Genomic DNA, 13,692 nt, shown 5'->3' with positions numbered 1-13,692 from the left:
ATTACATTTTGCTTATAATCTTGATTTTTTAATTTGAAACCAAGCATTTTTTTGATATTGTGTTTATATCATATCAAAGGAGTGCTAAGCCATTGTTTAAATTTCATAAACATGCAATACAAAACGCAAAACCGCAAAATGTTAAAATAGCTCTTTTTAGTATTCTAACATTTATTGTCTTTCTATTACTGACTGGATTGACATTACAGCCGTTAACACAGAGCATCTCGATGTTTATTATGGCGATGATGTATCAATCTATGTCACCGCAAATTTTATTACCGGTGATTATCAGTCTTATCATACCATTAGCTTTCTTTATTTTTGCTGGATATCACCTGGCTGCAGGTGCCATCAATATTATTTATAAAGGTATCCATAAAGAAAAAGTCAGCTTGCTTGATGCTTTAGAAGCATTTAAAAAAGGCAGCTATTTAAGAGCTGTTAAATTAGCATTGTTTACTTTACTCTTTATCGCGATACTGAGTCTGATTCGTTACTTACTGACTCAATTGTTCAGTTTAGGTATCGGAGCGTTGTTGAGAAGCGGACAAAGTTACTTTATGGAACATGTCGGTGTATACATCGCTGTTCAATTGATCGCGCTAACTATTTTAGCGATTGTATTATCATTCTTTATTTGGACATTCACATACATCATGATTGCATATACAGTCGCATACTTTAAAGACCGTCAGGCCGGTGCATTCCAAGATGTTAAACACGCATTTAAATCTATGAAAAATGGTCACCATTCATGGTTCAAACTATTACTTGGACTTGTAGTATTAGATTTAATTGTTATTATTCTAGAAACACCTGTTTCTCAACTTGTCGCATTCTCTACAAAAAGTATTTCACAAAATGTGGCAGGCGTTTTAACAGTTGTTTTACTAGTCATTATTATCATCGTACGAATTGTCGTTTATTACTTAAACGTTAATGCGATTATCGCATTCTTCAGCACAGTGACTGATGGGGTTGTACCTCACCGTGCACCTTCTCGTCAACAACGTAAACAACAAGCAAAAGCAGAACAAAAAGAACAAGAAGAAACAACAGCTCCTGTTAAAGAAACAGAAACGAAAGAAACTGCAAAAGAAAATGATAAAGAAGTTTATCAAGATACAACTTTTGATCACTTACAATCAAAGAATAAAGAGATTGATGAACGTTCTGATGAATTTAAAAAATAAGCAATAAGAAAGCGTATGAAGGAATTATAACAAGTCCTTCATACGCTTTTTCTATTTATTGATTCAAAAGATTAGATTCTAAATAACGTGCTGCGCCATCTTCATCATTTGTATAAGAAGTGACGTCTTTTGTCAGTGCTTGAATTTCAGGGCGTGCGTTTTTCATTGCGACTGTATAATGACCGAAAGCAAACATAGAACGGTCGTTATCACTGTCACCAATTACAAGTGTATCTGATTGAGGAATATTAAAGTGTTCAATCATTTCTTTAATACCTGTTCCTTTATCGATACCTTCTGCCATTGTTTCTGCATTAAAACGTGATGAGTTGGAAACTGTGATTTCTAGTTGTTTCTGTTCATCAATTAAATGTTCTCTGAATTTCGTGATTTTCTCTAAATCTGGTGTGAACATATAAATTTTAGAAAATTGCATTTGCGGTAATGTATCTACCCAGTTCACGTTGCCATTTAAAGCATGCTTACGAGAATTCCATTCACTGATACCTACATTATTCGGTGGTGTATCGCCTGCACAAGTTGCTTCAATCCATTCACGGTCTTCTTTTAAAATCATACGCTTACCGCTAAATGGAAAGACTTCATAATAAATATGTTGTGCTTTAGCACTTTCTACAATTTCAGTTACTGCTTCATATGTCAGACTATGTTCAAAAATAGTGACACCCTCTGCGTCTCCTCTTGTACCGTTAGATGAGATAACACCATCAATTTCAAAGTTTTCAGGTGTTAAATGTTCAATTTCATCAAATGAACGTCCTGTCGCAATAAAGACTTTGTATCCATTTTGACGTAATTGTTTGATTGTTTCTGTTGTTTTATCTGATACTCTATTATTTTCTTGTAAAATCGTTCCATCCATATCTAAGAATATCGCTTTTACATTATCCATTACTTTTCCTCCAAGTTGTTGTTATCGCCTTGATTATGGCATTTTCAGACTGTTTTCGCAACTTTCTTCAAATAAAAAAACTGCCACTCTGCAAAGAGAATGACAGTTTCGTTAATAATCAATTATTCTACTGTGACTGATTTTGCTAAGTTACGTGGTTTATCCACATCTAAATCACGGTGTAATGCTGCATAGTATGCAATCAATTGTAATGGAACCACAGATACAAGTGGTGTTAACAATTCATTTACTTGAGGAATGACATAAGTGTCTCCTGCTTTGTTTAATCCATCCATTGAGATAATGCAAGTATGCGCACCACGTGCAGCAACTTCTTTTACGTTACCGCGAATTGATAGATTAACATTCTCTTGTGTTGCTAAAGCAATCACTGGTGTTTGATCTTCAATTAAAGCAATTGTACCGTGTTTTAATTCTCCGCCAGCAAATCCTTCTGCTTGAATATATGAAATTTCTTTTAATTTTAATGCGCCTTCTAAGCTGACATTATAGTCAATTGTACGACCGATAAAGAAGGCATTACGAGTTGTTGCTAAGAAATCTTTCGCAATTTGTTCCATGTATTCAGCATCGTCTACAATTGCTTCCATCGCATTTGCGACTTTCGCAAGTTCTTGTAATAAGTCTACAGTTTCTTCTTGGCCATGACGTTTAGCCACAATTTGAGACAAGATAGCAAGTACTGCAATTTGTGCTGTATAAGCTTTTGTAGAAGCTACAGCGATTTCTGGTCCAGCATGTAGTAATAATGTATGGTCCGCTTCACGTGAAAGTGTTGAACCAGGTACGTTTGTTACTGTTAATGCTTTATGACCACGTTTTTTCATTTCAACTAATACAGCACGGCTGTCTGCTGTTTCACCTGATTGTGAAATATAGATGAATAATGGTTTTTTAGATAATAATGGTGTGTTATATACGAATTCAGAAGCGACATGTACTTCTGTTGGGACACCTGCCCATTTTTCGATAAATTCTTTACCTACTAAACCTGCATGATAACTTGTACCTGCTGCGATAATATAAATACGGTCAGCTTGTGCGACTTCATCGATAATCGCATTGTCCATTTTCAAGTCGCCGTTGTCATCTTGATATTCTTGAATAATACGACGCATAACTGCAGGTTGTTCATGAATTTCTTTTAACATGTAATGATCATAAACACCTTTTTCAGCATCAGCCGCATCGATTTCAGCAGTGTACGTTTCACGATCTTGTACATTGCCATCTAAATCTTTGATTTCAACTGAATCGCGTTTAACAATAACAATTTCATGATCGTGAATTTCTTTATATTCATTTGTTACTTGCAACATTGCTAAAGCATCTGATGCAACAACGTTGAATTTTTCACCAACACCGATTAATAATGGTGATTTATTTTTCGCCACGTAGATTGTATCGTGGTCTTCTTCGTCTAATAATGCTAAGGCATAAGAACCATGTAGTAATTTAACGACTTTAGTGAAAGCTTCTTCAGTAGATAAGCCTTCATTTGAGAAATGTTCTACTAATTGTACGATAACTTCAGTATCTGTTTCAGATAAGAAATTCACATCTGATACGTACTGATCACGTAACTCTTCATAGTTTTCAATCACACCATTGTGAACTAAAGTAAAGCGTTTAGATGCTGATTGATGCGGATGAGAGTTTTCATAGTTCGGCACACCATGTGTCGCCCAACGTGTATGACCAATTCCTACTGTTCCATCTACATCACTGTTGTCAGCTACATTTCTTAAATCTGCAATACGACCTTTTTCTTTAAATACTGTCGTACCTTCATCATTCACAAGTGCAATTCCTGCAGAGTCATAACCTCTGTACTCTAATTTCTCTAAGCCTTTTAACAATACTTCTTTCGCATTATCATATCCGATATATCCTACAATTCCACACATAATTCAATTCCTCCGTATTCTTCATTCCTAACGGTTACCCTTTTCACGGGGGAATCTTTCAGTTTCATATTAAATTTTTTTGTATCGAATATAAATTGATGCCGCCTAAATTCACTTTATAGAGTCTCTTCTCACTTGAACTCTACAAAATAGACGTACTAATCCCCTTGTGTGAGTACCGTTTAAAAATATAAACTTGGGTCTGTTTACAAACTTTGTGCATCGAGTCACCTCAATGTTTTACCTTGTAAACTTACGACTGACCTTATCCGAGACAGCATCCGCCGATAATCCGATCACTGTCTTCCTCGTCGACAATTTAAAGCTATGCTTGCTATTACATCTTCTGCTCTAAGATATAAATCTACGCAAATTCCAGCTTGTCATTGTACGGGCGCTATAATTATGGTTTAACCTGTCTATCCCCCTTTTACACGTAATATAAGTATTTTACAATGAGTGATTTTATAAATGCAACTATTTTCACAACCTGTATCCGCTTACACTCTAAAGTTTTTTGCTAACCGCAATTTTTTCTATTTCAAATTATGTTTCTACTATTATATATAGGCTATTTTATAAATGTCATTATCTCTGTGACAAAGTACCATTTAGATTAGATTGTAACCGCATCCATGTCAGTCTTAAAATTGAGCTATATCAAAGTTATTAAGAGAGGTGGATGACAATGTCAAATTCACAGGAAAATAAAGGGATTGGACGTAAGGTCCAAGCATTCGGCTCATTTCTGAGCAGTATGATTATGCCAAATATCGGTGCATTTATCGCGTGGGGCTTTATTGCAGCGATCTTCATTGATAATGGTTGGTTACCTAACAAAGATTTAGCTGAATTAGCAGGACCAATGATTACTTATCTGATTCCATTACTAATTGCTTTCAGCGGTGGACGTCTGATTCATGATTTACGCGGTGGTATTATCGCAGCTACTGCAACGATGGGGGTTATTGTTGCACTGCCTGATACACCAATGTTACTCGGCGCAATGATTATGGGGCCGCTTGTTGGTTGGCTTATGAAGAAAACAGATGAATTCATCCAACCTAGAACACCACAAGGATTCGAGATGTTATTCAATAATTTCTCTGCTGGTATTTTAGGTTTCATCATGACTATTTTCGGTTTTAAGATTTTAGCACCTATTATGAAGTTAATTATGCATCTTTTATCTGTTGGTGTAGAAGCATTAGTACATGCACATTTATTGCCGTTAGTCAGCATTATTGTTGAACCAGCAAAAATTGTGTTCTTAAATAACGCAATCAACCATGGTGTCTTCACACCACTTGGTGCAGACCAAGCTTCACATGTAGGTCAATCTATTTTATATACAATTGAATCTAACCCTGGACCAGGTATTGGTGTCCTTCTCGCATACATGATTTTTGGTAAAGGTACTGCCAAAGCAACATCTTATGGTGCTGGTATCATTCAATTCTTTGGTGGGATTCATGAAATTTACTTCCCATACGTATTGATGAGACCTTTCTTATTCGTAGCAGTTATTTTAGGCGGTATGACAGGTGTAGCAACTTATTCATTATTAGACTTTGGATTTAAAACACCTGCTTCACCAGGATCAATCATTGTTTATATTATCAACGCACCTAAAGGTGAATTCTTAAGCATGATTATTGGTGTACTTTTAGCAGCACTTGTTTCATTCGTGGTTTCTGCTTTAATCTTGAAATTTACGAAAGACCCTAAACAAGATCTTGCAGACGCTACAGCTAAAATGGAAGCTACTAAAGGTAAAAAATCAAGTGTTGCATCTAAATTAAGTGGTAATGCAGAAAGCAAATCTGATGAGCAGACACAAGCCGCTTCAACTTCACAAGTTGATGGTGATGCCCTTTTAGACAAATACAACACTGAAGATGTCGACGCACACAATTACAATAATGTTCAACATGTCATTTTTGCTTGTGACGCAGGCATGGGTTCTAGTGCTATGGGTGCCAGCATGTTAAGAAACAAGTTCAAGAAAGCTGGTCTTGAAAACATTGAAGTGACTAACACAGCGATTAATCAATTACCAAGCGATGCAGAACTTGTTATTACTCAGAAAAAATTAACAGATCGCGCTATCAAGCAAGTACCTGATGCGATTCATATTTCAGTAGAGAACTTCTTGAACTCGCCTAAATATGAAGAATTGATTAATAACTTGAAAGAAGACCAAAATGGTTCAACTACAACTGCTTCAGCAACAAACAGCCAAGAAGACTTGACTGAACAATACAACACTGAAGATGTTGATGCTCATAACTATGACAATATTAATCATGTTATTTTCGCATGTGATGCAGGTATGGGTTCTAGTGCTATGGGTGCCAGCATGTTACGTAACAAGTTCAAGAAAGCTGGTCTTGATCATATCAAGGTCACTAACACAGCGATCAACCAATTACCAAGTGATGCACAACTTGTAATTACGCAAAATAAATTGACAGACCGTGCTATCAAACAAGCACCCAATGCTGTTCATATTTCGGTGGATAATTTCTTGAACTCGCCTAAATATGAAGAATTGATTAATAACCTTAAAGAAGACCAACAATAGATTAGAACTTCTTTAAAAAGGAATGCAGGTGAGGCCTATGTTGTTAAGCAACAGAGAAAAAGCAATCTTAGAGTTACTCATTAAATCGCACGGCCAATATATGACTATTTATGATATTGCACAACAACTCGCCGTTTCATCACGTACGATACACCGTGAACTTAAAATTTTAGAACAAGATTTGTCTGAACTAAATTTACAAATCGATAGAATTCCCAATAAAGGTATCCAGTTAGAAGGTTCACAAGCAGCAATTGTTAAACTCCAAACAGAGCTTAGCAACATTGCTGCTTTAGACCTGACAACTGCTGAACAAAAAACCATTATTTTATATGCATTGATACAAAGTAGAGAACCTATAAAGCAATATAGTTTAGCACATGAAATTGGTGTTGCTCAGACTACGTTGACAAAGTTGCTCGATGAATTAGAACAAGATGCATCAGAATACCAACTCGAATTAGAACGACGACGAGGTGCTGGTGTCAGCTTAAATGGTTCAGAAGCAAAGAAACGCGAGATGTTGAGTCATCTTATGGTTGAAAATTTAAATAGCACCAGTGTTTACTCGGTCATAGAAAATCACTTTGTATATCAATCATTAAACACTTCTCAACTTTCAATGGTAGAACTTGATCATATTTTCCAAGTTGAGCGTGTATTAATGGATTACCTTAGTGCTCTACCCTATACATTGACAGAAGCGAGTTATTTAACGCTGACTGTTCATATTGTATTGAGCATTGACCGCATTAAACACGGTGAAAATGTTTCTATTGACGAAACGATTTATCAATCAGTCAAAGATACAGAGGAATATAACATTGCTTCCTCATTAACTAAACAACTATCACACATTTATGACGTAACTTTCAACAAAGCAGAAATCACTTTTATTACGATACATTTACGCGGTGCTAAAAGAAAACACGAAGACTATCAATCTGAAGAACTGTTAGATAACAATTACAAAATCCAACAATTGATTCACCTGGTAGAAGAAAGTTCTCAATATTCATTTGTAAATAAATCGAATTTAGTTGCGGGGTTAAAATTACATTTAATACCTGCGATGAACCGTTTAAACGCTAATATTGAAACACATAATCCTCTGACAGAGATGATTAAAAATAAATATCCAAAACTTTATAACAGTGTCTCAAATAGTTTATCGAAGATTTGGCCTGAGCTTTACTTTCCAGATAGTGAAATTGCTTTTGTTGTTTTGCATTTTGGGGGTTCACTAAAAGCTAATAGTCTACCAGATTATCATGTGTTAGTTGTATGTAGTTCTGGTATAGGTACCAGTCGTGTGCTAGCCACACGCTTACAACAAACTTTTCCAGAAATTACACAAACTAAGCAAGCATCATTAAGTGATTTAAAACAATTAAATCTCAATGCTTATGATGGTATTATTTCTACTTTAGCATTAGATATTAATGAACATTATATTCAAGTCAATCCATTATTACCGGATGCAGATATCAAATATGTTTCTAACTACTTGAACACACAAGCAAACGAAAACAGAGTGACTTCTAGTTCATCAAGCGAAATTTCATCTTTAAATCAGGATCAGATTATTGAGACCATTCAAAGGTATTTGGATGTGATTGAAAATATTTATGTTGAAGATGCAACAATCACAAATTGGCAAGATTATTTAGCGAAACGATTAGCTAAACATAAAAGTATTCTAAGCAAATCACAATTTAAACAAGTATTAAAAACATATGCAGAGGATAGAAGCATTACATTAGCTCCCTATCCTATAGGACTACCACATCTTAAACATGCGCTGATTGTAAAGCCAATGGTAATGATTACAAGGTTAAAACAACCATTAACTATCGTTGAACAAAATCAAGAACATACCATCAATTATTTAATCAGCATGTTTTTACCAGAAGATAGCCCATCCTCACCTATCGTTAGTGCCATTTCAGAAGTAATTACATGTAATTTACATCGAATTGATGAATTAATGCAAAATCCTAACGAAATTATAGATGAGATGAAGAAGTCTTTTATTAGAGAAACAAAACAAATTTTATTAACGGAGTGATTATTTATGTCAGAACTATTCAGTAATGAAAATATCTTTTTAAATCAATCTTTCAAGAACCAAGAAGAAGCTATTGAAAAAGCTGGACAAGCTTTAATAGACGCTGGTGCTGTAACTGATTCTTATATTCAAGCGATGAAAGATAGAGAAGAAGTTGTTTCTACTTACATGGGTAATGGTTTAGCGATTCCTCATGGTACAGAAGAAGCAAAAAATGCAGTATTGCAATCAGGACTTACATTACTACAAGTACCTGACGGTGTTCAATGGGGAGACGAAACTGCTAAAGTCATCGTTGGTATTGCCGGTAAAGATGGCGAGCATTTAGATTTATTATCTAAAATCGCAATTACTTTCAGCGAAGAAGAAAATGTTGAACGTATTTTAAATGCACAAAGTGCTGAAGAAATTAAAGCTGTCTTTGAGGAGGCTGATGCATAATGAAAGCAGTACATTTTGGTGCAGGTAATATTGGTCGAGGATTTATCGGCCAAATCTTATCTGAAAACAATGTAGATGTCACTTTCTCAGATGTTAACGCTGAGATTGTAGATGCATTAAATCAAGACCAAGCATACCAAGTTATTCTTGCAGACGAAGATAAAACAACTTCGACAATTAATGGCGTTGATGCAATTAACTCAAAAGATAATCCACAAAAATTACATGATGCCTTATTAGAAGCGGATATTATTACTACAGCTGTAGGTGTTAATCTGTTACCGATTATCGCAAAATCCATTGCACCTGCACTTCAAGAAAGAACAAAACCTGTAAATGTAGTTGCCTGTGAAAATGCAATTATGGCAACAGATACATTAAAATCTGCAGTACTTTCAATTACAGGTCCTCTTTCAGATGAAATTCATTTCGCTAATTCAGCAGTGGATCGTATTGTTCCAAAACAAACACAAGATAATATTTTAGATGTGTTAGTTGAACCTTTCTTTGAATGGGTTGTTGAAAAAGATGCTTGGTATGGTAAAGAGTTAGAACACATTAAATATGTTGACGATTTAACACCATATATTGAACGTAAATTAATGACAGTTAATACTGGTCACGCTTATTTAGCTTATGCCGGTCAATATCATGGCTATCAAACAGTACTAGAAGCTGTAGAAGACCGTAATATTGAAGAAGGCCTACGTCAAGTATTGAGTGAAACAAGCCAATATATTACTGAAGTATTTGGATTCTCTCAAGATGAACAACGAGCTTATGTAGAAAAAATAATCAATCGTTTCAAAAATCCATATCTTTCAGATGATGTAACAAGAGTTGGTAGAGGTACTTTACGTAAAATTGGTCCTAAAGATCGTATAATTAAGCCGCTTGCTTATCTTTATGATAAAGACTTAGAACATCAAGGTTTAGTTCAAGCAGCTGCTTACTTGCTTAAATATCATGATAAAAATGATGAAGAGACAGTTAAGAAAGATGAATACATTGAGAAGCATGGAGCAATGGATTTCTTAGAAGAATATGCACAAATTAATGAACCACTTGCGGAAGAAATCAATGATGTTTATCTAGAACTTTAATAAATATAGATTTAGACTGAAGCTATTTTAAACAGCTTCAGTCTATTTTTATACCACAAATCAAAAAAACTGAGACTTTCTTACCAGTCTCAGTTCTTCAAAGTTAATTATTCATTTAAACCCATTTTTTCTTTAACTACATCTGCGATTTGTTGTGCATAGCTTTCAGCTTTTTCATCTGTTGCAGCTTCTACCATGACACGTACTAATGGCTCTGTACCTGAAGGACGTACTAAAATGCGTCCTTCACCGTTCATGTCAGCTTCTACGCGGTCCATTTCTGCTTTAACATCAGCATTATCAGTCACTGCATATTTATCTGTTACACGTACGTTAATTAATGATTGTGGGTATTTTTTCATTTGTTCAGCAAGTTCGCTTAATGGTTTACCTGTTAATTTCACAACAGCTGCTAATTGTACACCTGTTAATAAACCATCACCTGTAGTATTGTAGTCCATCATTACGATGTGGCCTGATTGTTCACCACCAAGGTTGTAATTACCTCTACGCATTTCTTCTACTACATAACGGTCGCCAACTTTAGTTTTATTAGATTTGATGCCTTCTGCTTCTAATGCTTTGTAGAAACCTAAGTTACTCATAACAGTAGAAACAATCATGTTGTCGTTCAATTCTTGGTTTTTAGACATTTCTTGACCAATAATGAACATGATTTGGTCACCATCAACAATGTTACCTTTTTCATCAACAGCAATTAAACGGTCTCCATCTCCATCAAAAGCTAAACCAAAGTCGCTTTCAGTTTCCACAACTGTTTGCGCTAAAGCTTCTGGATGCGTTGATCCGACACCGTCATTGATATTGTAGCCGTCTGGGCTGCAACCAATAACTTCTGTATCAGCTTCTAAATCACCGAATAAGAATGGTGCAAGTTGTGATGTTGAACCATTTGCGCCATCTAACGCAATTTTTAAACCTTCAAAATTAACATCGACAGTTGATTTTATATAGCTTAAGTATTTTTGAGTACCTTCGAAGTAGTCCGAATACTGAACAATATCATTTCCGATTGGACGTGGTAAGTCAGGATTTTCTTCGTCTAATAATGCTTCAATTTCTTGTTCTTGATCATCAGATAATTTAAAGCCGTCTGAGCCGAAGAATTTAATTCCGTTATCTGCCACTGGATTATGAGAAGCTGAAATCATAACACCTAATTCAGCATCCATTTCTTTTGTTAAGTATGCTACACCTGGTGTAGAAATAACGCCTAATCGCATTACTTCAGCACCGATAGAAATTAAACCTGCGATTAACGCAAATTCCAACATTTCCCCAGAAACACGTGTATCACGTCCTACAAGGACTTGTGGATGCTTCTTGTCTTCATTGTGCGCTAAAACATAACCGCCGTATCTACCTAGTTTAAAAGCCAGCTCTGGAGTTAATTCTTCGTTTGCTACACCTCTGACTCCGTCTGTCCCAAAATATTTGCCCATTTCAAAATTCTCCTTTAATGCTTAATTTATTTCGCTGATATAGTAGCTTTGATATCGCCCGCATCAGCATCTTTAACTTTGTTAGGTAATTCCATCTTCACAGCAGCTTCATCTGAATTTTCGAAGTCTGCTAAATCAACTACTGCTGTTACACTATGGATATCACTTAACTCATCTCTATTTCCAAAAATTTCAATTTGTTGTTTAGACAAATTAACATTATCAGCATTTAACTTAGAATTTGATTTACCGATAACTTTCTTTTTAATATCTACTTTCTTGCTGTAAGGTTCTAACTCTACAGTAATATTAACAGTGCTTGGTTTTGTAATCACATCAAGTTTCTTCAAGTTTTTATCAAAAGCTACAATTTCACCGACATCTGTTGTATCGTCGTTGATATCTGTATCATTTTTGAATGTTGCTTTTAAGTAAGCAATACTATCTACTTGATGTTGTCCACCTATCACTTTAACTTTCTTTGGTGTCACAGTTTGATTTTTGATTTGATAGTTAGAATTGATGTACGATTCACTCACATCAGGCGTTACTGTCATCATCTTTGTTACTTTCTTCTCAAGATTAACAGTCGCTTGTTTAGGATTAACAGTACCCTCTACTTCATTATCCAAACCTTTAATAACGTAATCAACTTTGTGACGACCTAATGATGTTTTAGTTAGATCTAATTCGACTTTAATGTCATCTGATTGTTCTGCTTTCAACACTTTGGATTGCGTACCTTTAATTTGAACGTCTACGCTGTCAGGTATGCCTGAAGCGTATAAATTTTTACTGTTATATGTAGCTTCTACAGGTACATTCGAAATTGTGCGTGTTGAAGTTTGTGATAGTTTAGATGTTCCAAAGATATCTCCAAAGACATTGTTCACTGTTAAAAAGAAAGCTAATGCTAAGACAAATGCTACAAATCTTAAACCCCATTTGCTCTCAAACATTCTACTTCACGCCTTTCTTTGGAAGTCTTGTATCAAACCAATGTTCAGCTAATAATTCTTCAAAGACTTCTAGTGAGATGTCTTTACGTAATTTTCCATCAAACGTCACAGAAATAGAACCAGTTTCTTCAGATACCACTGCGGTAAATGCATCAGAAACTTCTGAGATACCTACTGCAGCACGGTGTCTTGTTCCTAAACTCTTTGAAATCTTAGAACTATCAGAAAGTGGTAAATAACAAGCAGCACTTGCAATCTTTGTTCCTTGAATAATCATTGCACCATCATGCAACGGTGTATTAGGAATAAAGACATTCGTCAAAAGCTCTTGTGAAATATCAGAATCCATTGGTATACCTGTCTCAATGTAATCTTGAAGACCTGTCTTTTTCTCAAACACAATTAAAGCACCAATTCTTCGTTTGGCCATGTATTGTACTGCTCCGCCAACTGCTTTAATCAATTTCTCTTGATCTGCTGATGAATTAGCAACATAGCGTTTAAACAGGTTACCTCTACCTAACTGCTCAAGTGCACGTCTGATTTCTGGTTGGAAGATCACAATGATAGCTAAGAACCCCCATTGGATAACCATATCAAACAATCTTGCAGTAGTAGTCAAGTCTAAAGCAGCACTGACCCAACGACCAATTACAATAACAATGATACCTTTGAGTAGTTGGATTGCTTTAGTACCTTTGAATACTGTGATTAACAGATAAATCACATACCAGACTATAAGCAAGTCTAGAATACTTGTTATTAACTTTACCGTATTGAAATTTTCAAAAATGCCGCCAAAATTCATAGCATCTCCTCCGGTAACCTAATTACAATGAATGCTGTATGATTGATTATTACAGCGCTCATACATATAAATTATAGCATACATCCCCCTTTAGCTTAGAATAAAAATACATACACAATTGAATTATATACTTGAATTCAAATAGCAAAGGAAAAAATGCAATAAAAAAAGCACCCTTATCACAAGGGTGCAAGAGTGAGCCATAGAGGATTCGAACCTCTGACCCTCT

At 35.3% G+C, this 13,692-nt stretch carries 10 protein-coding genes; 5 read left to right on the top strand and 5 right to left on the bottom strand.

All coding sequences use genetic code 11. The features are described from left to right. The first annotated feature begins 92 nt into the window (after window positions 1–92). A complete protein-coding gene (locus tag HMPREF3031_RS12560) occupies window positions 93–1,196 on the top strand; it encodes a hypothetical protein (RefSeq protein ID WP_002481831.1) in 1,104 nt (367 codons plus the stop codon). Window positions 1,197–1,251: 55 nt separating this feature from the next. Here HMPREF3031_RS12560 and HMPREF3031_RS12555 read toward each other — a convergent pair whose 3' ends face one another. Further along, complete coding sequence (locus HMPREF3031_RS12555) at window positions 1,252–2,109, bottom strand: HAD family hydrolase (RefSeq protein ID WP_002481832.1); 858 nt, start codon at window positions 2,107–2,109, stop codon at window positions 1,252–1,254. A 122-nt stretch (window positions 2,110–2,231) separates the two neighbouring features. Continuing rightward, window positions 2,232–4,037, bottom strand: a complete 1,806-nt coding sequence (glmS, locus tag HMPREF3031_RS12550) for a glutamine--fructose-6-phosphate transaminase (isomerizing) (protein ID WP_002481833.1) — start codon at window positions 4,035–4,037, stop codon at window positions 2,232–2,234. A 688-nt stretch (window positions 4,038–4,725) separates the two neighbouring features. On the opposite strand from glmS, the gene HMPREF3031_RS12545 reads away from it, so the two are divergent. Genes HMPREF3031_RS12545 through HMPREF3031_RS12530 form a run of 4 tightly spaced genes read left to right on the top strand, consistent with a single transcriptional unit; the run spans window position 4,726 to window position 10,233 of the window. Beyond that, window positions 4,726–6,621: a PTS mannitol transporter subunit IIBC gene (locus tag HMPREF3031_RS12545; protein ID WP_002481834.1), complete on the top strand. Its 1,896-nt coding sequence runs from the start codon at window positions 4,726–4,728 to the stop codon at window positions 6,619–6,621. Window positions 6,622–6,658: 37 nt separating this feature from the next. Continuing rightward, window positions 6,659–8,689 (top strand): BglG family transcription antiterminator, encoded by a 2,031-nt coding sequence (locus HMPREF3031_RS12540; protein ID WP_037556635.1) that lies wholly within the window; start codon window positions 6,659–6,661, stop codon window positions 8,687–8,689. A 6-nt stretch (window positions 8,690–8,695) separates the two neighbouring features. Next, window positions 8,696–9,130, top strand: coding sequence for a PTS mannitol transporter subunit IIA (locus tag HMPREF3031_RS12535; protein ID WP_002481836.1), 435 nt, complete (start codon window positions 8,696–8,698; stop codon window positions 9,128–9,130). Next, window positions 9,130–10,233: a mannitol-1-phosphate 5-dehydrogenase gene (locus HMPREF3031_RS12530; protein WP_002481837.1), complete on the top strand. Its 1,104-nt coding sequence runs from the start codon at window positions 9,130–9,132 to the stop codon at window positions 10,231–10,233. The genes HMPREF3031_RS12535 and HMPREF3031_RS12530 overlap by 1 nt, the downstream gene beginning before the upstream one ends. Window positions 10,234–10,340: 107 nt before the next feature. Here HMPREF3031_RS12530 and glmM read toward each other — a convergent pair whose 3' ends face one another. The 3 genes from glmM to cdaA are packed head-to-tail and all read right to left on the bottom strand — an operon-like array spanning window position 10,341 to window position 13,463. Beyond that, entirely contained in the window at window positions 10,341–11,696 is a 1,356-nt protein-coding gene (gene glmM, locus HMPREF3031_RS12525; protein ID WP_002481838.1) for a phosphoglucosamine mutase, read from the bottom strand. 26 nt (window positions 11,697–11,722) lie between these two features. Continuing rightward, window positions 11,723–12,655, bottom strand: coding sequence for a CdaR family protein (locus tag HMPREF3031_RS12520; protein ID WP_002481839.1), 933 nt, complete (start codon window positions 12,653–12,655; stop codon window positions 11,723–11,725). A 1-nt stretch (window position 12,656) separates the two neighbouring features. Further along, window positions 12,657–13,463, bottom strand: a complete 807-nt coding sequence (gene cdaA, locus HMPREF3031_RS12515) for a diadenylate cyclase CdaA (protein ID WP_002481840.1) — start codon at window positions 13,461–13,463, stop codon at window positions 12,657–12,659. Between the last annotated feature and the right edge of the window lie 229 nt (window positions 13,464–13,692).

Source organism: Staphylococcus sp. HMSC072B07 (assembly GCF_001815505.1).
GTDB lineage: Bacteria > Bacillota > Bacilli > Staphylococcales > Staphylococcaceae > Staphylococcus > Staphylococcus simulans.
Note: the sequence above shows the minus strand (reverse complement) of the source record. Positions and strands in the feature narration are given on the sequence as shown.

Bases quoted from the DNA above. Each gene is read 5' to 3' on its own strand.
- HMPREF3031_RS12555 (WP_002481832.1), bottom strand. From the start codon at position 2,109: ATGGATAATGTAAAAGCGATATTCTTAGATATGGATGGAACGATTTTA.
- glmS (WP_002481833.1), bottom strand. From the start codon at position 4,037: ATGTGTGGAATTGTAGGATATATCGGATATGATAATGCGAAAGAAGTA.
- HMPREF3031_RS12545 (WP_002481834.1), top strand. From the start codon at position 4,726: ATGTCAAATTCACAGGAAAATAAAGGGATTGGACGTAAGGTCCAAGCA.
- HMPREF3031_RS12540 (WP_037556635.1), top strand. From the start codon at position 6,659: ATGTTGTTAAGCAACAGAGAAAAAGCAATCTTAGAGTTACTCATTAAA.
- HMPREF3031_RS12535 (WP_002481836.1), top strand. From the start codon at position 8,696: ATGTCAGAACTATTCAGTAATGAAAATATCTTTTTAAATCAATCTTTC.
- HMPREF3031_RS12530 (WP_002481837.1), top strand. From the start codon at position 9,130: ATGAAAGCAGTACATTTTGGTGCAGGTAATATTGGTCGAGGATTTATC.
- glmM (WP_002481838.1), bottom strand. From the start codon at position 11,696: ATGGGCAAATATTTTGGGACAGACGGAGTCAGAGGTGTAGCAAACGAA.
- HMPREF3031_RS12520 (WP_002481839.1), bottom strand. From the start codon at position 12,655: ATGTTTGAGAGCAAATGGGGTTTAAGATTTGTAGCATTTGTCTTAGCA.
- cdaA (WP_002481840.1), bottom strand. From the start codon at position 13,463: ATGAATTTTGGCGGCATTTTTGAAAATTTCAATACGGTAAAGTTAATA.